We start from the raw sequence: 25,890 nt of genomic DNA, 5'->3' as shown, positions 1-25,890 counted from the left end.
AACATGATGTCTTTCTTGCAACCTACCATTTCAGAGTTAAATCTAAAGCAGCTTAAAAAGGGCGAACGTCGCTGGGTCGGACAGATTCAAGGTTCGATTGGTAGTTTATTGCTGAGTGAAATTGCCCAGCAAGAAAAACGCTTGATGGTGATAGTCGCAAGAAATAATCAGCATCTAGGGCAGTTGGAAAGTGAATTGGAGTTTTACGGTGTTAAACCACAGGTTTTTCCGGACTGGGAAACGCTGCCATATGACCGTTTATCACCGCATCAAGATATTATTTCCGAACGGTTGAGTTTACTCACCAATATTCCCAAGACTGGCATTGTATTGTTGGCAGCTACCACGTTGGCGCAGCGAGTTGTGCCACCTGGCTGGTTGTTTGGACAGCATTTTGATATCAAACAAGGTGAAAAATTTGATATCGAACGAAAGCGGGAACAATTGATCGCAGCGGGTTACCATCTGGTTGATACGGTCTACGAACATGGGGAATTTGCAGTACGGGGCAGCTTGATGGATATTTTTGCCTCAGGTCAGGAATTTCCGGTACGAATTGATTTGTTTGATGATATCGTTGAAAGCCTGCGTTATTTCGATCCGGAAACCCAGCGTACCACAGAAAAAGTCGAGAATTTCACGATCTTGCCTGCCAAAGAATTTCCATTAAAAGATGGGCGAAGTACTTTCCGTAATCGTTATGCCGAGATTTTTCCCAATGCCAATCCAAAACGTAATCCCTTATATCAGGATGTGATGGATGGTCTGGCGAGTCCGGGACTGGAATATTATTTCCCGCTGTTTTTTGAGAGTGAACAATTACAACAAAGTTTATTTCTGGATTATATTCCACTTGATGCATTAATCGTCACAGAACAGCATTTGGAGCAGGATGTTGATCATTTCTGGCAGGAAGTCGAACGACGTTATCATGATCGTCGTCATGATATTGATCAGCCGATTTTGCCACCGGAGCAATTGTTTGTGCCACAGGCACAAATTTCCCAGCGTTTAAATCAATATGCACGTTTGATTGTTGGCAATGACAGCGCATCGGATCGGGCTGGCGCAGTTAATTTATCGGGTCTGGAACCGCCAAAGTTAAGCGTTGATCATAAAAATGAAGACCCGTTTGCCAGTCTAAAACATTTTATCGCCCAGCAAAAACAGCCGACATTGATTGTGGCCGAAAGTGCTGGACGACGTGAAACCCTGAAAGAGTCATTAAAATTAAATAAATTGCCTGTGGTGACAGGCTTTCAGCAATTTATTCAGGATAAGTTAAATCTGGCGATCACTGATGCACCGCTGGAACGTGGTTTGCAGTTACCCAATCAGTTGACTATCATTACTGAAAATCAATTATATGAACAACGGGTAATTCAGCGTCGTCGTAAGCATCAAAAAGAAGTATCGGAAGAATTTTTGGTCAGAAGTTTGACTGAGCTGTCGATCGGTGCGCCAGTGGTACATATTGATTATGGTGTCGGACGTTATGCTGGTTTGGTAACGCTGGATATTGATGATCAAACCCATGAGTTTTTACAGCTTAATTATGCCGATGATGCCAAGGTCTATGTGCCTGTCACCAATCTGCATTTAATCAGTCGGTTTAGCGGTGGTGATCCAGATCTTGCGCCTTTACATAAATTGGGGACCGACCAATGGAATAAAGCCAAACGCAAGGCGCTGGAACAAATTCATGATGTGGCAGCAGAGTTATTGCATATCCATGCCCGTCGTCAGGCCAAACCGGGCTTTGCTTTTGTGGTGGATGAAGTTGCCTATCATCAGTTTGTCAGTGGTTTTATCTATGAGGAAACTATCGATCAACAAAATGCCATTACTGCAACCTTGCATGATATGCAACAGGCACGTCCGATGGATCGTCTGGTCTGTGGTGATGTCGGTTTTGGTAAAACTGAAGTGGCAATGCGTGCGGCATTTGTAGCAGCACAGAATGGCAAACAGGTAGCCGTACTGGTGCCGACGACCTTGTTGGCACAGCAACATTATGAATCCTTCAAGGATCGTTTTGCAGATACACCGATTCGAATTGAAGTTTTATCCCGTTTTGGAACCAATAAGACCCATCAAAAAACCATTGAGGATATCGCTGAAGGAAAAGTTGATATCGTAATTGGTACACACAAGATTTTGCAGGAATCGGTACAGTTTAAAGATTTAGGCTTGATGATCGTCGATGAGGAACATCGTTTTGGTGTGCGTGACAAAGAGCGGATTAAGGCATTACGTGCCAATGTTGATATGCTGACTTTGACTGCAACACCAATCCCACGGACCTTGAATATGGCATTTTCAGGTATGCGGGATCTTTCCATTATTGCCACGCCACCAGCACGGCGGTTGGCGGTAAAAACCTTCGTGATGGACGATACCGATGCCACCATTAAAGAGGCGGTACTTCGTGAATTATTGCGTGGTGGACAAGTCTATTTTCTGCATAACGAAGTTGAAACCATTGAACGCGCCGCAGAAAATTTACGGGTTTTATTACCTGAAGCGCGGGTTGCCGTGGCATATGGTCAAATGCGTGAAAAAGAGCTGGAACATGTGATGCAGCAGTTTTATCACAAACAATATAATGTGCTGGTCTGTTCTACCATCATTGAAACAGGGATTGATGTACCAAATGCCAATACCATTATTATTGAACGTGCGGATAAGCTAGGTTTGGCACAACTGCATCAATTGCGTGGTCGTGTGGGGCGCTCGCATCATCAGGCCTATGCCTATTTGCTCGTACCGTCTGTTAAGCATCTTAAAGGCGATGCCGAAAAACGCTTAGATGCGATTCAACGTGCCAATACGTTGGGTGCAGGTTTTGTGCTTGCCACCGAAGATCTGGAGATTCGTGGCGCAGGGGATTTATTGGGTGAGCAGCAAAGCGGGAGTATGCAGGCGATTGGTTATAGCCTGTATATGGAAATGCTGGAAAAAGCCACCAAAGCCATTCAAAAAGGCAAATCACCAAACTTTGATGCACCTTTGAATTTAACCGCAGATATTAACCTACATTTGCCGGCCTTGATTCCCGATGATTATCTGGGTGATGTACATCAACGTCTGTTATTTTATAAGCGCATCAGTAATGCAGCCAATGCCGAAAAACTGGATCATATTCGTGTTGAATTAATTGATCGTTTTGGAATTTTACCGCAAGCGGTCAAGGATTTGTTTGCTGTACATCAAATTCGGTTAAAAGCTGAAACACTGGGTATTGCCAAAATTGATATCGCCAAAGGTGGCGGTAACATCGACTTTTTGCCTGATACGCCAGTACAGGCCATGACGATTATTCAATTGATGCAGAAAAATCCGACCCATTATCGTATGCAGGGCGGACAGCGTCTAAAAGTGACTGTGAATCTGGAAGAGTCGGAAAAAAGACTGGCATTTGTACAGCAATTGCTCGATGGTCTATTGCAAGCTTTACATTGATTTTGCTGAATACTGGAGGATTGGATATGGAATGGCTACTTAAGTAAATATTTGTCGAAAAACTTAATATCTATCGCATAGCTATGATAGTATTGCTGCATCGTAATAACTGCTTCATTTAATAGATATGTTTACTTTGCATCCTCAACTCGCCCAAGACACTTTTTTTGTAGGTGATTTTCCGCTGTGTACATGTCGTCTGATGAATGATATGCAATTTCCATGGCTCATTTTGATTCCACGTGTGCCAGGTGTTAGTGAATTATATGAATTAAGTCAGGCAGATCAGGAACAATTTTTACGTGAATCAAGCTGGTTATCCAGTCAACTTTCCCGTGTTTTTCGTGCTGATAAAATGAATGTTGCTGCGCTAGGCAATATGGTGCCACAATTACATTTTCATCATGTAGTTCGTTATCAAAATGATGTGGCTTGGCCAAAACCGGTGTGGGGAACACCCGCAACCCCTTATACCAATGAAGTTTTAAATCATATGCGCCAAACCTTGATGCTCGCCTTGCGTGGTCAGGGAGATATGCCTTTTGACTGGCGTATGGATTAACTTCCCTAAAAGAGGGAATTTAAACTATGGCAATGATGCAGAATATCTTCAATTCCCATCATTTTAGCCGAATCTTACGTTTTGTCGGCTATGTCATTTTAAACCTGATTTTATTTGTCAGTACCATTACTGAAATACACGTTGAACTAAAACATTTACTATTGATTCCTTTTGTAGTTTTTGTTTTGTTGTATGAGTCACTTGTTTTAAAAAAAATAGAATATCACTTTGGTAAAACTGTACGTAAGAATGTACAGTTTATTATCGATGTCGCATTGGTGACATTATATGTTGCTGCAATGCATGCATTGCTTATTCCGACCTTGACGATTCTGGGTGCATTGATCTTTACTGCTGTATTTGGACGTATAAATAAGCTGGTTTTGATCATTTCTCCGATTGTGAGTTTGTTGGTTTTCTATCTGTCATCTTTCTTTGTGTTTGGTTTTCAGCCTTATTTAGACGTTACCAGTCGGGAACTTAATATTCTGTCCATTTTTGCCTTCATGCTATTTATTTTTATGGGCATGTATTATCAGGTACGACAATCCCATATTCTCAGTCAAGAAAAACAATATTATATGGAAGAAACCAATCGCTATTTAAAATTGAATAATCAACTGGCACGTTATGCACCTATGCAATTATGGCAATCCATCATGCGTGGTGAGCTAGAAGCCAAAGTTGAATATAAACGACGTAAATTAACGGTTTTCTTTTCAGATATTCAGGGTTTTACAGATTTATCAGAAAAATTAATTCCTGATGATTTGGCTTTTTTACTGAATGATTATCTCAAGCACATGACTGAAATCGCCAAGAATTATGGTGGTACCATCGATAAATTTATGGGTGATGGTATGCTCATTTTCTTTGGTGATCCAACCAGTCGTGGCGTAAAAGAAGATGCCATAGCTTGTCTGGATATGGCAGTTGCCATGCGCCAGCAAATGCGTATTTTGCGTGAACGCTGGATAAAAATGGGCTATGCCTCACTTCATATCCGTATGGGTATTGCAACAGGATATTGCCACGTCGGTAATTATGGCACCATTCATCGGATGTCTTATACCATCGTAGGGCGAGATGCCAATCTGGCATCGCGTTTGCAGACTGCGGCCGAAGTGGATCAAATTTTAATTTCAGAAGAAACTTTTAATTTGGTTAAAGAACAATTTTTATGTATTAAAAATCAGCCGATGAAGCTCAAGGGAATTACCGAATTTGTCCGATCATGGCAGGTGGTAGAGCGTTATAATGAAGCAGTAGATAAATATCAGCGTTGGTATGATTATGAATATAAAGGCTTTAATTTATTATTAAATCTGGACAAAACCACAATATACGAATATCCGCAATTGATTAATGCTATGGAGCAAACCATAGAACGTTTGAAACTACAACAAAAAAGAACGGATGATGATGGGGTAGTGGTACTAAGCGAGAAAAGTATTATACGTCTACCGAATGAAAATAATAAAGATGATAAAACCAAATCGTAATTCAGTTTTATCCTAATCTATCAAATCCTCATTTTTATAATCGTTTAATGCTTTTCAGAGGCATGATTGATGGTATATTTTGGAATCTCGATTTCCAGATCTTCATCTTCAATCTCAACCTGACAGGACAAACGGGATTCTGGTTCCAGTCCCCATGCTCGGTCGAGCAAGTCTGCTTCTACATCACTCATTTCATCTAGCTCATAAAAGCCTTTACGTACCACGACATGACACGTCGTACAGGCACAAGACATATCACAGGCATGTTCAATTTTGATACCATGATCCAGTAAGCTCTGGCAAAGATTGGCTTTTTTCTCAACTTCAAATTCTGCACCATCTGGGCAGATTTCAGGATGAGGTAAAACTTTAATACGTGGCATGGCTTATTTATCCTTGTCTTGTTGATTGGCTGCCCAATCTTCTACACGAGTACCTTTTAAGGCATGATCAATATGGCGATTCATACGCATTGCCGCAAATAGATCACTATAGACTTTTAGATTTTCTACAGCTTGCTCGATTTTATCAATGTCCTGATCTTGCAAGGTATGCTCTAAAATTTTCAAGGCACTATTTAATCGCTCTGCTTCTTCTGCACTTAAGAGATGCTGATCTACAGCAAGCGCCTGTTTTAGTGCTTCAATTTCACGCTGTGCCTCAACTTTGGTTTCCTGTAACTGGCGGTCTTTTTTATCTTGTTCGGCAAATTTAAAACCTTCCAATAACAGACGTTCGGTATCTTTTTCCGACAAGCCATAAGAGGGCTTGATAGTAATATGTGCCTGTACATTCGAAGTAGTTTCCAGTGCAGAAACATTGAGTAAGCCATCAGCATCTACTTGAAACGTTACTTCAATGCGGGCAGCACCGGCTGTCATCGGAGGAATACCACGTAATTCGAATTTTGCCAGTGTACGACAATGTTCGACCAGATCACGCTCACCCTGAACCACATGGATCAGCATGGCAGTTTGCCCATCCTGATAGGTGGTAAATTCCTGACGACGAGAAACTGGAATAGGGGTATTACGGGGAATTACCCGCTCAACCAGACCACCCATAGTTTCCAAGCCAAGTGATAATGGCGTGACATCCAGCAATAACGTACCATCTTGAGCATTACCCACCAATTGATTGGCTGTAATGGCTGCACCAAGGGCGACAACTTCATCCGGATTGATACTGCATAATGGCTCTTGATGAAAATAATTGCGTACCGCATCCTGAATTGCAAGGGTACGGGTTGAACCACCAACTAAAATCACTGCATTAATTTGCTCGGCTTTTAGCTTTGCATCACGCAAGACTCTTTGACAGACCTGAATAGTACGTTCTGTCACAGGCTGAATAATATCCTGTAACTGGTTTTGATCTAAGCTGGTGTGATACTGATGAAACTGGATATCGACACTTGTTTCAGTCGTCAATTGTTCTTTGGCGGCTTTGGCAATCTGAATCAATTCTGCATGTTGCTGATTGGCAAGTGTACCCAGAGAAAATTGCTGTTTTAGATATTTTACAATTAGGCGGTCAATATCGTCACCACCCAAGGCAGTGTGTCCACCAGTTGCCAATACTTCAAATACGCCTTTACTAAAGCGCAGGATTGAAATATCAAATGTACCGCCACCTAAATCATAGATAGCAAAATTCTGGTCTTCAGCAATTTGACTGTTTTGATCTAGACCATAAGCAATTGCAGCAGCAGTTGGTTCATTCAATAAGCGCAGTACATTTAAACCAACCAGTTTTGCAGCATCGCGTGTTGCCTGACGCTGTGCCTCGTCAAAATAGGCAGGTACAGTAATGACCGCACCAGTAATATCATGACCAAGCGCATTTTCGGCACGTTGCTTTAAGGTTAATAAAATCTGTGCTGAGATTTCAACTGGTGTTTTACTGCCTTGCCGGGTTATAAAGCTCGGCATTTCCTGATCAGTTCCTTCCAGTTGGTACGGATGCTGAAAACGAATGTCTGCTTTGGAGCGCCCCATAAAGCGTTTAACTGAAACAATGGTATTACTTGGATCCTGACTAATGAATGCTTTTGCAGGATCACCTACAAGTATGTCATCTTCAGTATAATGTACCACTGAAGGTAAAAGACTGTGTTGTTGTTCATCTTTTAAAATAGTTGGGGTAGATGAACGTACACTCGCAACCAGAGAATTTGTTGTGCCTAGATCAATCCCAATACCGATACGATGTTCGTGTGGACTGCTTGATTGTCCGGGTTCAGCAATTTGCAATAAAGCCATAAAGAATTCCGTCTTAAAGATGAGAGGCGATTATTCAGCGATCACTCAAAATCATGATCATCAAAATCGTCAAATTGTTCATCATCAAACAATTTGTCTTCGGCTTTATCAATATCTGCAAGGACATGGCGGAAAAAACGTAACTTTCGTACAGTATCCCGTGCTTCGCTCCAGTCTTGCGCATTAAAATCGATTTTGAATTCTCGAATTAGACTCGCCACCCATTGTTCAATTTCCTGACGTAGTAGCTGTAATTGAGCAGAGGTCGTGGCATCTTCCAATTGTTCACGTAATTCAAGGGCAGATTGTAAAAACTCGAAATCATGAATAGACTGTTCTAGTCCAAAATCCTGTTTTTCAAGTTTGAGTAAATAGGCTGCCCGACTATCAATATTTTTTAAGGTATCATAAGCCTGATTGACTTCACTTGATTGTTTCACTGCCTGGTCAATATTGTCCTGATTATTATCTGGATGAAATTTTTGCTGTAAAGCCAAAAAATTTGCTTTTAATACATCAAGATCAATGTCTAAGTTTGGGTCGAGGTCAAACAGTTCAAAATAAGTCATAACCAGCTACAGATAGATAAATGAAAGAAAAGCCAACAAAAACACGAGAATTTATTGGCTTTGTCAGGATGTCGGTCTGTGATTATACCGTGAAAGATTCACCGCAACCACATTCACCTTTTTGATTTGGATTGCTAAATTCAAAGCCTTCATTCAAACCATTTTTGACATAGTCCATCTCAAGACCATCGAGATAAACCAGACTTTTAGGATCAACAAATACTTTGACACCATGGTTTTCGAAGATTTCATCGTGTGGATCGACTTCATCAACAAATTCCAGCACATAAGCCAGACCAGAACATCCGGAGGTTTTTACCCCTAAGCGAATGCCTTCGCCTTTACCACGATTGGCAATAAAATTAGAAACATGTTGTGCAGCACTTTGCGTTAAATGAATCATCAAATTCTCCTTAACAGTTGCCAATCGAGTGCTTAAGCACCTTGTTTAACTTTCTTGTTACGATAGTCTTCAATCGCAGCCTTGATTGCATCTTCTGCAAGAACAGAGCAGTGCACTTTTACTGGCGGCAATGCCAATTCTTGTGCAATATCAATATTCTTGATGGCTTGTGCTTCATCCAGCGTTTTACCTTTTAGCCACTCTGTGACTAATGAACTTGATGCAATCGCAGAACCACAGCCATATGTTTTAAAGCGTGCTTCTTCAATCACGCCATTATCATCGACCTGAATTTGTAAACGCATAACATCACCACAGGCTGGTGCACCGACCATACCTGTACCAACATTTTCTGCATTCTTGTCTAAAACACCAACATTACGTGGGTTTTCGTAGTGATCTATTACTTTTTCGCTATATGCCATGACGCTTCTCCATACCTCGGGGTCAGCCAATATTTAAATGTGGGCGGCTTAATTACTTTTCAAGACAGTAATTAATGTTCTGCCCATTCAACTTTCGAGAAATCTATACCATCTTTGTACATGTCCCAAAGCGGTGAGAGTTCACGTAATTTTTCAACAGCTTGCTTGGTAATATCGATCACATAATCGATATCTTCTTCGGTTGTATATCGACCAAAGCTAAAGCGAATTGAACTATGCGCCAATTCATCAGATAGACCTAGCGCACGAAGTACATAAGAAGGTTCCAGCGTTGCTGAAGTACATGCCGAACCACTTGAAACAGCAACATCTTTCAATGCCATCATCAAGGATTCACCTTCGACAAAGTTGAAGCTGACATTTAAATAGTTGGCTACATTTTGTGTAGGATGACCATTTAAATAAACTTCTTCCATGTCATTTAAACCGGACCATAATTTGTCACGCAATTTACGGATACGCGCTTGTTCTGCCTGCATGGTTTTACCAGCAATTTCAAAAGCCTGGCCCATACCAACAATTTGATGTGTTGCCAATGTACCGGAACGCATGCCACGTTCATGTCCACCACCATGAATCAGTGCTTTGACACGAACACGCGGACTACGACGTACATATAATGCACCGATACCTTTTGGTCCATAGACCTTATGTCCTGAAAAACTCATCAGATCAACTTTCAGAGTACTCAGATCAATCTCAACTTTACCTGCTGCCTGTGCTGCATCAACATGGAAAAATGTTTTGTTGGCACGAGTTAACTCACCAATTGCTGCAACATCAGTCACTGTTCCCAGTTCATTATTGACCATCATTAATGAAACTAAAATAGTATCCGGACGCAATGCCTCTGCAACTTTTTCAGGGCTAATCAAACCTGTACGTGGTTCTGGTTCGATATAGGTAATTTCAAAACCTTCTGTTTCCAGATAGCGGCAGGTATCTAAAACAGCTTTATGCTCAATTTTAGAGGTAATGATATGTTTACCTTTATTCTTGTAAAATTGCGCCACACCAATCAATGCCAAATTGTCAGATTCTGTTGCACCAGAGGTCCATACAATTTCACGAGGATCTGCTTTAACAAGATCTGCAACTTGTTGACGAGCATTTTCTACGGCTTCTTCTGCACGCCATCCATAACTATGTGAACGTGATGCAGGGTTACCAAAATTCCCATCAAATGTTAAGCATCCTAACATCGATTCTGCAACCTCAGGGAGAACGGGTGTTGTTGCAGCATAGTCAAGATAAATTGGGAGTTTCATTTAAAATGTTCCTGTAACCGACTTTTGATTTACAATCTGGGAGGCTAGATCATCAGCAGATGACTGGCGTAAAGCAACAGTTTGTACATTGTCACGCTCAACAAGATCTTCAAGCGTAATGCTTTCTAGATAGCTTGCGATATGATTCGATAGATTATGCCAAAGATCATGCGTCAGACACATGGCGCCATTCTGGCAATTGCCCTGATGATCGCAACGTGTTGCGTCTACAGTTTCATTGACGGCTTCAATAATTTCCAAGACAGTAATGCTATTGGCTGCTCGGGCCAAATGGTATCCACCATTTGCGCCACGAACGCTTGCCACCAGTTGATGACGTTTAAGCTTGGAAAAAAGCTGTTCTAGATAGGCAACAGAAATTGTTTGTCTGGCAGCAATTTCTGCAAGCGTAATTGTTTGGTCGAGTGGCTGAAGTGCTAAATCGAGCATTGCAGTCACGGCATAGCGACCGCGAGTCGTGAGGCGCATAATCCGATCCATATAAGCATGCTGGTGCGATAGGGCTATTATAGTTAATTCTGACTAATTTAGTCAACTTTATTTCAGTAATATAATTCTTTGGTTTATTATTTATCTATGCGAAATTATACCAAAGTAGTGTAACAATTGATACCAACAGAATAAAAATAATTAACCCAAAGATTGTACACATTAACTTATATTTGTGTTGTAAGGTTTTTAAGTCAAATTGATAGGATTTATTCTCAATGGTTAATTGATTGATCTGGGAACGTTGCTGTTCGATCCGCTTGAATAAGGATTCAATGCTTTGTTTGGGGATTTTGGTACTAACATCATCAGCTGCCAGCCAGTTTTTCCAGTCTCTCGTCACGGCGGGCAAGCTAAGACTACTTAAAAGTATCCGGAACTCATCATGTAAATGTTCTTCACCGGTCATTCTGATTTTGCGAATGCTACTTTCACTTCCGGTTAATAAAATCCGAAATAAATCAAGACCGGAAGCAGAAATGACAAACTGGGGTGCTTCAACATGTTGAGGTTGGTGAAAATCAAACAGCAAGCCTTTTTGATCGAAAGTGACATAGAACACTTCACTGGGTAAAAAAGTATTAAACTGGATACAGATTTTTGATTTGATAAAAGGTTTTGCATGTTCACGAGCAATACGGTCATGCTTGAGTACAAATGTTAAAACGGTCTCTAGGAAAATTAGAACTAGAGATTGCAACAAATGTGGATTATTTTTGTTTTGTTGCGAATCATTCATAAATAAATAAAAACCTTAACTCAATCCTTAGAATATAAGGATTTAAGTTTAAAAGGGGGCATGCTGTCAACATAAAGTTTGAATATATTGGTAATTGTTAGACACAAAAATGTTGTTGGGAGTAATAATGTTGTTAACATTCGCGATTAAACCTAAAATAATTGTAGAATTTTTGAAAGATCGACAAATGTGAATCGTAAGTTAAATTTAGGAGTCGTCATCGATGTCTAAGACTGATATGGAACATCAAGATCAATCTAGTGAACCTATCGCTACCGAACAACAAGATGCCAAAATCCAATCCAAGCGCAAAAGTCCGCTAGAACTACGTCGTTATACCAAGCAAATCTGGCTTGCCGGATTAGGCGCTTTTTCTCGGGCAGAAGAGGAAGGTAATAAATTATTTGATTCTTTGGTTAAGGTTGGTGAGGAATTAGAAGCCAAAACAGTCGACATTGCCGATAATACGGCAGAAAAAGTAGGCGAGGTGACTGGTAAGGCAATTGAACGTGTTACAGATACTGTGGATAAGGTTGAAAAACTGATTGATCAGCGTACACATCATACGCTGAATCGTATAGGACTGGTGACACCAAAAGATATTTTGTTAATCGAGCAACTTTTACTCAATTTAAGTGACAAGGTCGATCAGTTGGCAAATGCCAATCAAAAGTTGATCGAAGAGATCGAGTATTTAAAAAAGAATAAAAAATAATCGATTTGTGTAAAAAATATGTTTCATGACGTTTTTTTTAAGCAAAACCCTCTTTCAAGTATTGCCTTCTCAGGAAGGCATTGCTATAAAGGCTTCTACGGCTAGTAGAAGATTTTTGGCTTTAATATTCAAACTATCAAATCAGAGGATGTTTTGCATGAATAAATCAGAATTAATTGATGCGATTGCTCAAAAAGGGGGGCTTACTAAAGTTGATGCAGCTAAAGCTTTAGATGCAACTTTAGAGTCTATCGGCGACGCACTAAAATCTGGTGATACAGTAACTTTAGTTGGTTTTGGTTCTTTCAGTGTGAAAGAACGTGCTGCACGTACAGGCCGCAATCCAAAAACTGGAGAAGAATTGAAAATCCCTGCAAGCAAAGTACCTAGCTTTAAAGCTGGTAAGGGTTTAAAAGATTCTGTTGCGTAATTGTTGATGCATCTTAAACGCGCCTAACTCTGGCGCGTTTTTTCTATTTAGATCAACACAAATTATCATAATATTGCTTGTGATTACTAGATTTTCGGCTAGTATTCGAATGTGAATTAATTTATTGGAAAACATATGGAAGCTTTTCGTACTTTAATTAGAGGTTGGCTCGGTAAAGTATTACTTGTGTTGTTTCTTGCGCCTTTGGCTTTGGTCGGTATCGAAGGTTATTTCTCGGGTTCCAATGAGCCTGTTGCCGTCAAGGTAAATGGTGAAAAAATTACACAGAAAGAATTAGATACCTGGATAAAATCACAAAAAGATCAGTATTTACAAGCAGTCAATGGTGATGAAACATTACTCAACAACAAAGTAATTGAAAATCAGGTCTATGATGCTGCCATTGTTCGTACTTTACTGTTACAACAAGCTGAGAAATTGGGGATCACCCTAAGTGATGAACAGCTGGGTACTTTACTACGTCAACAGCAAGTTTTTCAGCAAGATGGTAAGTTCTCGCAAACCTTATTGGATAATTATTTAATGGGGACAAAATCCACCATTAATCAATTACTGGCGGATTTTCGCAAACAAACTTCTTTATCATTATTGACCAATAGTATTTTGAATGCTGGATTATATAGTGACAAAGATACGCAAAAATTAATCAATTTATTAAGTCAGGAACGTACGACGCATCTGGCAGAAATTTCTTTAGATCAGTTTGCACAGAATTTTGTCGCAAGTGATGCACAAAGCAAAGCCTACTTTGACAAACACAGTAAAGACTATATCCGTCAAGCTAATGTAGATGTCAATTATGTGATTTTAAGCAAGGCACAATTTGCCGATCAGGTGCAAGTCACAGATCAGGACATTCAGCAACAATATCAAAGCTATGTTGCTGGTCTAAGTAAGGATGCTACTCGTCAGATCAGTCATATTCTGATTACCACAGATAAGCGTACACCTGAACAAGCATTAAAAATTGCACAGGATATTGAAACCAAGTTAAAAGCTGGCGAAAGTTTTAATGCTTTGGTACAGCAGTATTCTGAAGATCCTGTATCTAAACAGGAACAGGGTAAAGTAGACGGCTATACTGTTGGTGCTTTTGGTGATGCTTTTGACAATGCCGTCTTGGCATTAAAACAAGGACAGACCTCTGCACCAGTAAAAACTGATTTTGGTTATCATGTGATTCGTCTGGATAAAATTGAAGGACAACAAGTACCTGCACTGGCTCAGGTTCGTGATCAACTGATCAGTGATGTGAAAAAAAGCAAACTTGAAAATGTGTTTCAGGATGCTGTCAACAATGCCAATGATCTGGCAGTACAATCAGATTCGCTTGAAGCCTTGGCCGATCAATATAAAGTACAGGTTCAGTCTGAGAAAAACGTAACTCAGGCAACCAATAGTCCGGTATTGTCGCAGGCTGCGGTTAAAACCAAGTTATTTTCGACTGAAATTGCACAAGGCGATCAAAACGTATCCACAGGTATTAATTTAAAAGATGATGCCGTGTTGTGGTTTAAAGTATCTGCATATCGTGCCGAACGTCCAGAAACGCTTGCCGAGGCCAAAGGCAAGATTCAGGCAAAATTAAAACGTAAAGAACAGATCAAGCAGGCAAATGCCAGTGTAAAACAATTGTTGGCTGACTTTAAAACCAAGACACCGGCTCAGGCATTGGCAGCCAGTTCAGTGAAGTTTCAGGATATGGGACCAGTTCCACGTTATAGTCAGATTGTTCCGATCGAAATTGAAAAGGCAATTTATAGTGTTCCTGCACCACAAAAAGATCGCTGGTCTGCAACCACAGTCGGTGTAGGTAATTATTTATTTGTTGTGGCAGTGTCTGATATTGGTCAGAATCCGGCATTTCAATTAAATGATCAGCAAAAAGCACAGGTTGTAAACCGTTTTGATGCACGTGGTCAACAAGAACTCAATGATTATATTGAATATTTGAAATCGACTGCAAAGATCAAGAAAACTGAAAAATAATTGATTATCTTTTGATAAAGAACCGGAGTTTAATGCTTCGGTTTTTTATTGCTACAAAGTTTTTGCTATCAATTTTTAAGGCTTATTGCTGATCCAGATGCTGTTGACGATATTGAGTTGGACTAAATGAAAACTGGCGTTTAAAAGCCTGACTAAATGCAGTTTCTGAAGAATAACCAACTCGCTCGGCAATTTGATGAACATGTAGGGCACTTTCCCGTAAATAGCGACTGGCTAGACGAAGGCGATGTTGTGCTAGATAAGCCAGTGGTGTCTCACCCATAATGACACTAAAAGTCTCGGCAAATTTGGAGCGTGACATACAGGAGACTTGTGCCAGATCTGCAACAGTCCAAGGTTTTTCCGGTTCACCATGGATGGCAGCCAATGCATTGGAAAGTTCGGGATGGGTTAATGCACTGAGCCAGTTGCTTTGATCATCATTAAGCTGTTCGATATAGTCTCTTACCCCTTCAATGAGCAGGATTCCAACCAGTCGATCAATCAGGGTATCTCGTCCTGGACGAATACGTTCGGTTTCTAGTGCAAAAAAGCTCAAGCCGACTTGTAACCAAGGCGGTGCACCTGTGCCCATGGCATTGTGAATACGCATTAATTTTGGTAAGGCCTGCATCAGTGGACGTGCCATGATACTGTCCATATGGCAACGAATACATAATAATAAGTTTCGGGTCCGCTGATTTTCCTCGCCTACATGCAATACATCATGACGATGTCCGGAAAATAAGTGACTGAGTTCCGGCGTATTGGGGCTTAATATTTGGCATGATTTGGCAGAAAAGAAATGCGCTTTGCCAGTCGGGATAATAATAATATCGCCAATCTCTAATTCTACACATTGGTCTGTGTTAACACATAGATGAGCAGATCCGACCAGTAAGATATAAATCATACATTTATCTTGTTCTGCCATTTGAAATTGCCAATTTCCTCTGGGCTGTAAATAAAAATATTCAACTCTGCTTAAATGAATATCATCAAAAATTTTACTTAATGCGTCCATAGGCTCATCTAGGTCTGTGCAACAAATAATGGAAATAAACGATAGAACCACAATAAGCAATAAAAATTTAAAAATACATAGCATTACAAGCCAAAAAGAGCATCACAATGTTTTTTTGGACGATCAAAACTGTTCGTATACGATGCAATCAGCCAATATGGAAGGGTAGAAATCAAGAGTGGAAGCCAGAAGATGAATGCTCCAGCGAATTTGAAAGTTGTACAGGATCAGACAACTGAGAAAAATCAACATATCGATAAAAAACGTAAATTATGGTTATTAGGACCCGCTTTGCCTGTAATTGGTATGGGTATTATGCTCAGTTACCGATTTGCTCCAAAACCGTTAAAACCTGTATTTGCCTTGGGTGGACCAATTGTACTGCATATTGTAATTCCAGTAATTGATACCATCATTGGTAAAGACCCAAGTAATCCAGATGCAGATGCGATCAAGCAACTGGAAAATGATCCTTATTATATGAAATTGGTCAAATCCTTTATTCCGCTACAATATGCCACAACCATTTATGGTACATATTTGGCTAGTCGTGAAGAAACACCTTGGCATCATCGGATTTTACTTGGAATTTCCATTGGTGCGATCAGTGGTATTGCTATTAATACCGCACATGAATTGAGCCATAAAGCAGATCGTACTGATCATATCTTATCGCATTTGGCACTGGTACCTACGGGTTATAATCATTTCCGCGTAGAACATCCTTATGGTCATCATAAACGTGCTGCAACGCCGGAAGATCCGGCATCATCAAAAATGGGCGAAAGTTTTTATGAATTTTGGCCAAGAACAGTCTTTGGTTCATTAAAATCTGCGATAGAAATTGAAACACAGCGCTTAAAACGCAAAGGTAAGCAATTTTGGTCAACAGACAATGAATTGTTACAAGGGTGGGCAATGAGTGCAACATTCCATGCCACCATGATTAAACTTTTCGGTAAACGTGCTATTCCGTTTCTTGCCATGCAAGCATTTTATGGCATCAGTTTGTTTGAAATTATTAATTATATTGAACACTATGGTTTGTTACGCCAGAAAAAGCCTGATGGTAGCTATATGCGTACTATGCCGGAACATAGCTGGAACAATAACAATATTGTGACCAATCTGTTTTTATATCAATTACAGCGCCATTCAGACCATCATGCTTATCCAACCCGACCATTTCAGGCTTTGCGCCATTTTGATGAAGCACCTGAATTACCAAGTGGTTATGCCAGCATGTTATTGCCTGCGATGATTCCGCCATTATGGTTTAAGATGATGGATAAGCGTGTGTTTAACCACTACAAGGGTGATTTGAACAAAGCAAATATTTATCCAAAACGTCGTGCCAAAATTTTTGCCAAATTTGGTCAGCGTGATCAGTCCAAAGAAGAAATAGCATAAGCTTGCCAATGGATTAATATTTATCAAAGTAATATTTAAGTAGATAATTTGTTTAAAGCATAAAAAAAGCTGAGTCATGATGGCTCAGCTTTTTTATGTTTGACGTTCTAGCGTTGATTTTGTGGGACAGGCAAGAACTGGGTATTTTTATTTTCCGGACGTTCAGAAATTTTAATCTTGATATTCAATTCCTTGCCATCACGTTGAATGACTGCGGGAACTTCACTATTTGGTTTCTGACTTGCCACATAGGAAATCAATTGATTGGCATTGACAATCGGTTGACCATTAATTGATACAATAATGTCACCTTTTTTAATGCCGGCTTGAGCTGCTGGGCCACTTGGCAAGACGCCCATCACTTGCACACCCGTTTTGCTGTCGAGATTTAGTTCATCGGTCGGGTTGAGTCCTTTGACCTCAATACCTAACCAACCGCGAACCACACGTCCATCCTGCAAGATTGAATCCAGCACTTGCTGACAAATTTGTGCCGGAATGGCAAAACCAATCCCGAGAGAACCACCAGTTTTTGAAAAGATTGCTGTATTGACCCCAATCAGGTTTCCAGCGACATCAATTAAGGCACCGCCAGAATTTCCGGGATTAATTGCTGCATCGGTCTGGATGAAATCTTCGTAGGTATTGATGCCCAGACCGGTACGGCCCGTAGCAGAAATAATCCCTTGGGTGACTGTTTGTCCCACACCAAAAGGGTTACCAATTGCCAATACCACATCACCCACTTCATTACCGCTAAGTTTGAAAGGCAACACAGGTAATTTATCCAGTTCGATTTTAATCACTGCCAGATCAGTTTCGGGATCGGTACCAATGACGGTTGCCTTGGCTTTACGACCATCATGCAGACCGACAATAATTTCATCTGCCCCGGCAATCACATGATTGTTAGTTAAAATATAACCATCTGGACGCACGATTACCCCAGAACCCAGACTATTTTGATCTTCTGGCTGAAGTTGATCCGGAATTTGATCACCAAAAAACTCTCGTAAAAATTGTTCGTTAATTGGTAGGCTTTGTTGTTGTGAGACTTTTTGCAGAGTAAAAATATTTACCACAGCCGGTGCAGCAACTTTGACGGCACCACTATAAGAAACAATGCCACCACTTCGCGTGGTATCAATTAATGGCGCCACTTTTTCGGCGGGCATTTTTATCCCATCAGCTGCAATAGGCGGCTTGGGCACTTGCAGTTTTTGCCAGGCGATAAAGCCAGCGATCACCAATACCAATAAAATCCAAGGTAACACCACAAATATACGGCGCACAGCTTAATTCCTCAAAAGTCTTTTAGCAGTCAATAAAAAAGCAGAATTTACAAGTCGTTATAGTCTAATCCAAATTCGCTAATTTCTCACGATAGATCAAGCACATTTTGTAACACTTTGGTAAAAGTCATCTCTGGTAAAAGTTGAAATATACAAAGTTTCTTCGCTTAAAAGCATATCCAGTCTATGCTAGCATGTTGTAAATCTTTTAATTTTTGGAAGCAGAACCGGTATGGCAAAATTAGTCGATATAGTAAAATGGTGTGACCAGACCTTACAATCTCATCAATTTAAGGATTATTGTCCAAACGGTTTGCAAATTGAAGGCCGCTCAGAAGTCAAAACTTTGGTCAGTAGTGTTACTGCCTCTTTATCGGCAATTGAAGCCGCACTGGATTTAAAAGCAGATGCACTGATTGTTCATCATGGTTATTTCTGGAAAGGGGAGCCAAGCCCTTTAACTGGGTTAAAAGGTAAACGAATCAAACAATTGATGCAGGCCGATGTATCCTTGATCGCCTATCATTTGCCACTCGATGCGCATACCACATTGGGCAATAATGCTGCATTGGCAGATTTACTCGGTATTCACATTACTGCTGCACTCGATCCAGAAGAGCGTTTTCCGATTGGTAATATCGGTACATTGTCACAACCGTTATCACCTGAAGATTTTGCAAGTTTGTTAACGCAAAAATTGGGACAAGCACCTATCCATATTGCAACCAATAAAGAAAGTATCCAGACTATCGGATTTTGTACTGGTGCAGCACAGGACTTTTTATATAAAGCTGCACAAGCAGGCTGTGATGCCTATTTATCTGGCGAGGTGAGTGAACGAACTTTCCATGAGGCGCAGGAATATCATCTGGATTATTTTGCTGCCGGCCATCATGCTACCGAACGATATGGTATTCAGCGGCTTGCCGAGGCACTTGCCAAAACCTTTGATTTGAGCTATCAATACATTGAATTAAATAATCCGATCTAAACAGTCGGCTTTATGTATATTTATTATGCTTTTATTGTGTATTGTTATTTAAACCAACTACATTTTTAGTCCGGTTTTGAATTACAATGTCTATCGTTGAATATCCTCAACTTACCCAGCTATACGCAAGGAAATTGAAATGACAACTATTACTTTACCAGCATTACCCTATGCTTATGATGCACTTGAACCTCATATTTCTAAAGAAACTTTAGAATATCACCACGACAAACATCATCAAACCTACGTAACCAATTTAAATAACCTGATCAAAGGTACAGACCTAGAAGGTAAAACACTGGAAGAAATCATCACAACTGTTGCGGGTGATGCATCCAAAGCTGGCGTTTTCAATAATGCAGCACAGGTATGGAACCATACATTCTATTGGAATTCTATTGCACCAAACGGTGGTGGTAAACCAACAGGCGCAATCGCTGCTAAAATTGATGAAGCATTTGGTTCTTACGAAAAATTTGCAGAAGAGTTTACTGCTGCTGCAACCACTCAATTCGGTTCTGGTTGGGCATGGTTAGTGGCTGATGAAGTAAACGGTAAATTATCCATTACCAAAACTTCAAATGCAGATACACCACTTGCACATGGTCAAGTTGCTGTATTAACGATTGATGTATGGGAACATGCGTATTACATCGATTATCGTAATGCACGTCCAAAATATATCTCAACTTTCCTTGAAAGTTTGCTGAACTGGGATTATGCAAATGCCAAACTTGCGGGTCAGCCTGCTGGTGTTGAAAAATAAGTTATTATTTTAATTGAAGTAATCTTATTGGTTACTTGGTTAAATCAGGCCTAAAGCGTGTTCATGCTTTAGGCTTTATTTTTGCATAATCATGATAACATGATTAAAATTTAGTCCAATTTAGTCTTTATTGAAATTATATAAATGTTTTGATATGAACTATGCCCAAAGCTGTGTCCCAAATATTATAAAAACTGAAAGAATTTCATGTCGAATTAAATAAATATCAGTCTGTGCAAATCACAACTTCATGTTACAATGTGCCCCAATCAAAGTACGGCTATAAACGCCTTAAAACATAGGAACATCGCTAATGTTTGCCAATATTTCTCTTGCTGAATTTGACCCAGTATTAGCTAAAGCTATCGATGCTGAAGACAAACGTCAAGAAGCGCATATTGAGTTAATTGCTTCAGAAAATTATTGTTCTCCAGCTGTTATGGAAGCTCAGGGAACCAAGTTAACCAACAAATATGCAGAAGGTTATCCTGGCAAACGCTATTATGGCGGCTGTGAAAATGTTGATATTATCGAACAATTAGCGATTGATCGTGCAAAAGAATTATTTGGTGCAGACTACGCAAACGTGCAGCCACATGCTGGTTCACAGGCAAACTCTGCGGTATATCTGGCATTGTTAAATGCAGGTGATACTGTACTGGGTATGAGTCTGGCACATGGCGGTCATTTAACTCATGGTGCAAAAGTCAGCTTTTCGGGTAAAACCTATAATGCCATTCAATATGGCTTGAACCCGGAAACTGGTGAAATTGATTACGAAGAAGTAGAACGTCTGGCTGTTGAGCATAAACCACGTATGATCGTTGCAGGTTTTTCTGCCTATAGCCGTGTTGTAGATTGGCAACGTTTCCGTGATATCGCTGATAAAGTTGGCGCATATTTATTTGTTGATATGGCGCATGTTGCAGGTTTGGTTGCCGCGGGTGTTTATCCAAGTCCGGTACAAATTGCAGATGTGACCACAACGACTACGCATAAAACATTACGTGGTCCACGTTCTGGTTTGATTCTGGCCAAAGCCAATGAAGAAATTGAGAAAAAACTTCAATCTGCGGTATTCCCGGGCAATCAGGGTGGTCCTTTAATGCATGCGATTGCTGCCAAAGCAGTGTGTTTTAAAGAAGCCATGACACCAGAATACAAAGCTTATCAGCATCAAGTGGTTAAAAATGCACAGGCGATGGCACAAGTATTAATCGAACGTGGTTATGACATCGTGTCTGGTGGTACAGATAATCACCTGTTCTTGTTGTCATTGATCAAACAGGATGTGACTGGTAAAGATGCCGATGCATGGTTAGGTGCAGCGCACATTACAGTGAATAAAAATGCCGTACCAAATGATCCTCGTTCCCCATTTGTGACTTCCGGCATTCGTATTGGTACACCTGCGGTTACGACACGCGGTTTCGGTGAAAACGAAGTGCGTGATTTGGCTGGCTGGATTGCCGATGTACTGGACAGTAAAGGTGATGAAAAAGTGATTGCTGAAGTGAAAGAAAAAGTTTCCGCAGTCTGTGCAAAATTCCCTGTATATGCAAACTAATTTATAAGCAGATCAAGCGATTGGTCTGCTCAATAAAAAACCGACGATTAAATATCTGTCGGTTTTTTTATTGTCTACTCATTCTACTGAGCCAAATTATTAAACTTAAATCCCTTCAAATTGAAGATGATCGGGCTTAATCGTGGTATTAGGATAAGAAAAATCTATATTCAACTGTTTTTGCTGATATTTACAATCGACCTGCATGGTCTGTAATCGTGAAGTTACAGGATTATCCATACTACTTTTTCTCGGTTGATAGTGATAGGAAATCAGATGTTGGCTTAAAAATTTTGTATCATCGACTGTGCTCAAATGGAAATTGTCTATTCCATTTACAAATAAATAGTTTTTGGTCATGCTGCGACAGATCTCATCCTGTTTAAAGGCTTTTGGATCTACATCATGGCAAGCTGTTAATAAAAATAAACTATTGATTAATACTAGATATTTCATTTTAAACTTCCCCATTTTTTGCGTCTGTATTGAAGGGGTTAGCTTAAAATGAAACTATGTTAGGATACAGATACAATCATCGCTAAATAATGGTTACAGATAGATGCATAAGCAAGGGTTTAAATATCAAAAGCTAGCGGTACATATCGAACATCAGATTACGACTGGACAACTTAAAAATGGCGACAGATTATGTTCAATTCGTGATTTTTCCAAACGACATGGCATCAGTCTAAATACAGCTAAAGCCTGTTATCAGTTACTTGAAGCCAAGGGGTTAATCTCGGTTAAACCCAAATCGGGTTATTTTGTACAATATCAACCGCATCAGCCGGCTGATAAAAATGCTAATTTTTTATCCTATCCACGTCAGGTTTCCAATCTTGAATTGCTTCTAGAAATTCAACAAGCAGCTATTTCTGCCGATCAGATTCATTTGGGAACCATTCAGATTGATCCTAGATGGATTCCGCTGGATAACTTGCGTCGTTCACTCAATCGTGCCATTAAGCATTGTAAACCTGAAGATTTTTTACATTGTGATCGACAGGGGCATATACAACTTCGTTCGGCATTGGTGGAGTTGTGGCGTGAAGATGGTATTTATATTCCGACCGAACAGGTCTTTATCAGTTCGGGCTGTATGCCGGCTTTGGCATTACTGATTCAGATATTAAGCCATGAAAAAGACAGTATTATTGTCACCAGTCCCACCTTTAATGGACAATTGCAACAGATCGCCAATCTCAAACGCAAGATTATTGAGATTCCAGCATCATCACAAGGCATTGATCTTGAACGACTGGAACAGGTAATGCAATCGGGTCAGGCCAAATTATGTTTATTGACGGCAAATTTTCAGAATCCTTTGGGTTATTGTCTAAGTCATCAAGAAAAACAACATATTGCAAAGCTGGCAGAAAAATATCAGTGTTTTATTCTGGAAGATGATGTATTTGCAGAATGTGGTTATCAGATAGAACGTCCTTTACCGATTAAATACTGGGATCAGGCCGGTTATGTGATCTGGTGTGGTTCAATTTCAAAATCATTGTCACATGCTTACCGTATCGGCTGGTTTTGTCTTGGTGAACAGGCGATGGCCTTTACTTCCAAAATATTAAGCCAGAATCAGATGGTCAATACGCCTTTACAGCTTGGCTTGGCAGATTTTATTTACAGTAAAGCCTATCGGGAACATTTATCACATCTACATCACATCCTACAGGCGCAGGTTAGGGCATATATTGCGTATATTCAGGCGACTTTTGCCGAATTCTTGCTGGAATGTCATATGCCTAAGGGTGGATATATTCTCTGGTTAAAGCTAAGACCGGAAATTAATAGTGTCGAGTTATATCATCAGGCAAAAGCACATCACATCAGTATTGTACCGGGGCTGGTGTTTAGTGAAGATGGTAAACATCAACATTATATTCGTCTGAATGCTGGGCATATTCTGGATGAAAAAATGAAACAGGCCATTACGACACTGGCGCAATGTAGCCGGATATTGTATTTACAGCATACATTTTAGAATGAATGAACAATTCGTTGATGTGCATTGATGTGCATTGATGTGTTTTGATACAAATAGATTTTTAAAATCGGCAAAAATATGTTTAAGTAATACGTTTTTAAAATTCAGGGTGTGTTCAAGCCTTTATGTCCCTACAAATTTTGCCTGGTTTATTTATATCACATGGTTCTCCCATGCTAGCTTTACAGCCTGGACAGGTTGGGGCAGCATTTGAGCGGATTAGTCATAATCTGCCCAAGCCCAGAGCAATTGTGGTGATGTCGGCACACTGGGAAGATATTGTGCTGGAAGTTAGCACGGCAACGCGTCCAAAAACTTGGCATGATTTCAGGGGCTTTCCTGAGGCATTGTATAAACTGCAATATCCTGCGCCTGGTGAGCCTGAACTGGCAGAAAAAATTATCCAGCGACTACAGGACTCAGGATTTGAAGCCCATGCCAATGCGATGCGTCCACGTGATCACGGGGTGTGGATGCCGTTGTTACATATGTATCCCGAAGCAGATATTCCGGTAATCCAAATTTCATTGCCAAAGTTTTATACAGCCAGACAAATTTATCAATTGGCAGAATCTTTGGCTTATCTACGTCAGCAACAGGTGCTATTGATTGGCTCTGGAAGCATTACCCACAATTTGGCAGAACTTCGCTGGCAGGAACAAAGTGATGTGCCAGTCTGGGCCAGTGAGTTTCGTAACAAAGTAGCCAGTCTATTACAAAATAGTGATTATGAAGCTGTCTTAAATTGGAAAAATTTACCTTATATTCAAAAAAACCATCCGTCTTTGGAACATTTGAGTCCTTTATTTTTTGCCATGGGCACCGGAAAACGTATGAGTGTGGTTCATTCCAGTTTTAGTATGGGAACACTGGGTATGGATTTATATCGTTTTGATTGATTTTTCAATAGGCCTGATGTATATAGCAAGGAAAGCTGCGTCAGAGCACTTTATGGCCATGTTTTTGGCTAAACTCTTTGCTCATAATGCTCACTAAAAGTATCTTAGAAAATGCTAAATATATGACGAATCAAGATTATTTTTACAAAAAAGGAACTGGTTAAAACAAAAAGGTATTATATTTTTTTCTGCAATACTTATATCTTAACAGGCTAAATAAATTAGAGTTGATATTATGAAATTAAAGCTTATTTCTTCTGTCCTTAGCTTGTCTTTAGCCAGTGTATTGGCAGCCTGTCAGACTACACCATCCACATCATCACAAAAAGAAGCGATACATGTGAAGCAGCATCTACAACAAACCTTACAGGAATATACTTGGTCATATCAGCCACAACAGCAGATACCACCTATTGTGCTAAGCTTTCAAGACAATCGCATCGGTATCTATAGTGGCTGTAACCGCATGGGAACTGACTTTAGCCTGAATCAAAACACACTTAAAACAGGCAATGTCATCAGCACCCAAATGGCGTGTGAACCTGAGCTTATGAAACAGGAGCAATTTGCAGCATCATTATTTCAGAATCATGAATTAACGCTTAATATTAATACAGCAAATCCTGATCAACCGATCTTAACGGTGCATAGTGCAGATGGCCAACAATATCAGTTTGTTGGAACAGCAACCCCTGAAACAAAATATCAGGGACAGGGCGAGATTGTCTTTCTGGAAGTTGCACCAGAAACCAAAGCATGTGTAGGTGTCGCAGCACAGCAATGTTTGCAGGTACGAGAAATCCAATACAATGCACAGGGATTAAAGACAGCAACCGGAGATTGGGAACTGTTTTATGGTCAGATTGAAGGTTTTCAACATGATCCAAAATTACGTACTATCATTCGTACCAAACGCTTTACTTTAAAAAATCCAGCAGCAGATCAATCTAAATATGCCTATGTGCATGATATGACAGTTGAACAGGAACTGGTGAAATAAGCGCTTGGCATTTATATAGAATATTTGCATTAAAGTAATTGAGTTAAAAAAGCATATATCTTTTAGGG

Annotated in this window: 24 protein-coding genes; 13 read left to right on the top strand and 11 right to left on the bottom strand. The window is 40.1% G+C overall.

Translation table 11 applies throughout. From position 1 onward, the window contains the following. The first annotated feature begins 6 nt into the window (after nucleotides 1-6). From mfd to CAP51_RS06380, 3 genes are all read left to right on the top strand, one after another. A complete protein-coding gene (gene mfd, locus CAP51_RS06390) occupies nucleotides 7-3,462 on the top strand; it encodes a transcription-repair coupling factor (protein ID WP_087620408.1) in 3,456 nt (1,151 codons plus the stop codon). Between the two features lie 127 nt (nucleotides 3,463-3,589). Next, entirely contained in the window at nucleotides 3,590-4,024 is a 435-nt protein-coding gene (locus tag CAP51_RS06385; RefSeq protein WP_087619942.1) for an HIT domain-containing protein, read from the top strand. Nucleotides 4,025-4,050: 26 nt separating this feature from the next. Further along, complete coding sequence (locus CAP51_RS06380; RefSeq protein WP_087619941.1) at nucleotides 4,051-5,526, top strand: adenylate/guanylate cyclase domain-containing protein; 1,476 nt, start codon at nucleotides 4,051-4,053, stop codon at nucleotides 5,524-5,526. Between the two features lie 44 nt (nucleotides 5,527-5,570). On the opposite strand, the gene fdx is transcribed toward CAP51_RS06380, so the two are convergent. The 8 genes from fdx to CAP51_RS06340 all read right to left on the bottom strand — a co-directional run bounded on the left by fdx (nucleotide 5,571) and on the right by CAP51_RS06340 (nucleotide 11,722). Beyond that, nucleotides 5,571-5,909 carry an ISC system 2Fe-2S type ferredoxin gene (gene fdx, locus CAP51_RS06375; protein WP_087619940.1) on the bottom strand — a complete coding sequence of 113 codons (339 nt, stop codon included), beginning with the start codon at nucleotides 5,907-5,909 and terminating at the stop codon, nucleotides 5,571-5,573. A 3-nt stretch (nucleotides 5,910-5,912) separates the two neighbouring features. Beyond that, entirely contained in the window at nucleotides 5,913-7,787 is a 1,875-nt protein-coding gene (gene hscA, locus CAP51_RS06370) for a Fe-S protein assembly chaperone HscA (protein ID WP_087619939.1), read from the bottom strand. Between the two features lie 41 nt (nucleotides 7,788-7,828). Beyond that, a complete protein-coding gene (gene hscB / locus CAP51_RS06365; RefSeq protein ID WP_087619938.1) occupies nucleotides 7,829-8,356 on the bottom strand; it encodes a Fe-S protein assembly co-chaperone HscB in 528 nt (175 codons plus the stop codon). Nucleotides 8,357-8,438: 82 nt separating this feature from the next. Continuing rightward, nucleotides 8,439-8,759, bottom strand: a complete 321-nt coding sequence (iscA, locus tag CAP51_RS06360) for an iron-sulfur cluster assembly protein IscA (RefSeq protein ID WP_087619937.1) — start codon at nucleotides 8,757-8,759, stop codon at nucleotides 8,439-8,441. 32 nt (nucleotides 8,760-8,791) lie between these two features. Further along, on the bottom strand, nucleotides 8,792-9,184 hold the full coding sequence (gene iscU / locus CAP51_RS06355) for a Fe-S cluster assembly scaffold IscU (RefSeq protein WP_087619936.1): 393 nt from the start codon (nucleotides 9,182-9,184) through the stop codon (nucleotides 8,792-8,794). 71 nt (nucleotides 9,185-9,255) lie between these two features. Beyond that, a complete protein-coding gene (locus tag CAP51_RS06350) occupies nucleotides 9,256-10,473 on the bottom strand; it encodes an IscS subfamily cysteine desulfurase (protein ID WP_087619935.1) in 1,218 nt (405 codons plus the stop codon). After that, nucleotides 10,474-10,962 carry an Rrf2 family transcriptional regulator gene (locus tag CAP51_RS06345; protein ID WP_087619934.1) on the bottom strand — a complete coding sequence of 163 codons (489 nt, stop codon included), beginning with the start codon at nucleotides 10,960-10,962 and terminating at the stop codon, nucleotides 10,474-10,476. Between the two features lie 106 nt (nucleotides 10,963-11,068). Beyond that, a complete protein-coding gene (locus CAP51_RS06340) occupies nucleotides 11,069-11,722 on the bottom strand; it encodes a hypothetical protein (RefSeq protein WP_087619933.1) in 654 nt (217 codons plus the stop codon). Nucleotides 11,723-11,945: 223 nt separating this feature from the next. Here CAP51_RS06340 and CAP51_RS06335 point away from each other — a divergent pair, with 223 nt between their 5' ends. The 3 genes from CAP51_RS06335 to CAP51_RS06325 all read left to right on the top strand — a co-directional run bounded on the left by CAP51_RS06335 (nucleotide 11,946) and on the right by CAP51_RS06325 (nucleotide 14,877). Next, the gene (locus CAP51_RS06335; RefSeq protein WP_087619932.1) at nucleotides 11,946-12,437 is read left to right on the top strand and encodes a phasin family protein; all 492 of its coding nucleotides are present in this window, start codon (nucleotides 11,946-11,948) and stop codon (nucleotides 12,435-12,437) included. 157 nt (nucleotides 12,438-12,594) lie between these two features. Beyond that, nucleotides 12,595-12,867: an HU family DNA-binding protein gene (locus tag CAP51_RS06330; protein ID WP_087619931.1), complete on the top strand. Its 273-nt coding sequence runs from the start codon at nucleotides 12,595-12,597 to the stop codon at nucleotides 12,865-12,867. Between the two features lie 135 nt (nucleotides 12,868-13,002). Then, nucleotides 13,003-14,877 carry a SurA N-terminal domain-containing protein gene (locus CAP51_RS06325; protein WP_087619930.1) on the top strand — a complete coding sequence of 625 codons (1,875 nt, stop codon included), beginning with the start codon at nucleotides 13,003-13,005 and terminating at the stop codon, nucleotides 14,875-14,877. Nucleotides 14,878-14,959: 82 nt separating this feature from the next. Here the strand turns inward: CAP51_RS06325 and CAP51_RS06320 are convergent, their stop codons facing one another. Further along, the gene (locus CAP51_RS06320; protein ID WP_087619929.1) at nucleotides 14,960-15,901 is read right to left on the bottom strand and encodes a helix-turn-helix transcriptional regulator; all 942 of its coding nucleotides are present in this window, start codon (nucleotides 15,899-15,901) and stop codon (nucleotides 14,960-14,962) included. A 192-nt stretch (nucleotides 15,902-16,093) separates the two neighbouring features. On the opposite strand from CAP51_RS06320, the gene CAP51_RS06315 reads away from it, so the two are divergent. Next, nucleotides 16,094-17,311: an alkane 1-monooxygenase gene (locus CAP51_RS06315; protein WP_087619928.1), complete on the top strand. Its 1,218-nt coding sequence runs from the start codon at nucleotides 16,094-16,096 to the stop codon at nucleotides 17,309-17,311. A gap of 107 nt (nucleotides 17,312-17,418) precedes the next feature. Here the strand turns inward: CAP51_RS06315 and CAP51_RS06310 are convergent, their stop codons facing one another. Beyond that, the gene (locus CAP51_RS06310) at nucleotides 17,419-18,603 is read right to left on the bottom strand and encodes a S1C family serine protease (protein WP_087619927.1); all 1,185 of its coding nucleotides are present in this window, start codon (nucleotides 18,601-18,603) and stop codon (nucleotides 17,419-17,421) included. Between the two features lie 232 nt (nucleotides 18,604-18,835). On the opposite strand from CAP51_RS06310, the gene CAP51_RS06305 reads away from it, so the two are divergent. The 3 genes from CAP51_RS06305 (at nucleotide 18,836) to glyA (ending at nucleotide 21,927) form a co-directional block, all read left to right on the top strand. Then, nucleotides 18,836-19,594: a Nif3-like dinuclear metal center hexameric protein gene (locus CAP51_RS06305; RefSeq protein ID WP_087619926.1), complete on the top strand. Its 759-nt coding sequence runs from the start codon at nucleotides 18,836-18,838 to the stop codon at nucleotides 19,592-19,594. A 139-nt stretch (nucleotides 19,595-19,733) separates the two neighbouring features. Further along, complete coding sequence (locus CAP51_RS06300) at nucleotides 19,734-20,360, top strand: superoxide dismutase (RefSeq protein ID WP_087619925.1); 627 nt, start codon at nucleotides 19,734-19,736, stop codon at nucleotides 20,358-20,360. Between the two features lie 313 nt (nucleotides 20,361-20,673). Continuing rightward, the gene (gene glyA, locus CAP51_RS06295; protein ID WP_087619924.1) at nucleotides 20,674-21,927 is read left to right on the top strand and encodes a serine hydroxymethyltransferase; all 1,254 of its coding nucleotides are present in this window, start codon (nucleotides 20,674-20,676) and stop codon (nucleotides 21,925-21,927) included. Nucleotides 21,928-22,032: 105 nt separating this feature from the next. Here the strand turns inward: glyA and CAP51_RS06290 are convergent, their stop codons facing one another. Continuing rightward, nucleotides 22,033-22,383, bottom strand: a complete 351-nt coding sequence (locus CAP51_RS06290) for a hypothetical protein (protein ID WP_087619923.1) — start codon at nucleotides 22,381-22,383, stop codon at nucleotides 22,033-22,035. A gap of 103 nt (nucleotides 22,384-22,486) precedes the next feature. On the opposite strand from CAP51_RS06290, the gene CAP51_RS06285 reads away from it, so the two are divergent. The 3 genes from CAP51_RS06285 to CAP51_RS06275 all read left to right on the top strand — a co-directional run bounded on the left by CAP51_RS06285 (nucleotide 22,487) and on the right by CAP51_RS06275 (nucleotide 25,822). Continuing rightward, nucleotides 22,487-23,920 carry an aminotransferase-like domain-containing protein gene (locus tag CAP51_RS06285; RefSeq protein ID WP_087619922.1) on the top strand — a complete coding sequence of 478 codons (1,434 nt, stop codon included), beginning with the start codon at nucleotides 22,487-22,489 and terminating at the stop codon, nucleotides 23,918-23,920. Nucleotides 23,921-24,048: 128 nt separating this feature from the next. Continuing rightward, nucleotides 24,049-24,822 (top strand): DODA-type extradiol aromatic ring-opening family dioxygenase, encoded by a 774-nt coding sequence (locus CAP51_RS06280; RefSeq protein WP_087619921.1) that lies wholly within the window; start codon nucleotides 24,049-24,051, stop codon nucleotides 24,820-24,822. A gap of 235 nt (nucleotides 24,823-25,057) precedes the next feature. Beyond that, the gene (locus tag CAP51_RS06275; protein ID WP_087619920.1) at nucleotides 25,058-25,822 is read left to right on the top strand and encodes an META and DUF4377 domain-containing protein; all 765 of its coding nucleotides are present in this window, start codon (nucleotides 25,058-25,060) and stop codon (nucleotides 25,820-25,822) included. The last annotated feature ends 68 nt before the right edge of the window (nucleotides 25,823-25,890 follow it).

The sequence above is a fragment of the Acinetobacter populi genome, from assembly GCF_002174125.1.
In the GTDB taxonomy this organism is placed as follows: domain Bacteria; phylum Pseudomonadota; class Gammaproteobacteria; order Pseudomonadales; family Moraxellaceae; genus Acinetobacter; species Acinetobacter populi.
This window is presented reverse-complemented; position numbering and strand designations above follow the sequence as displayed.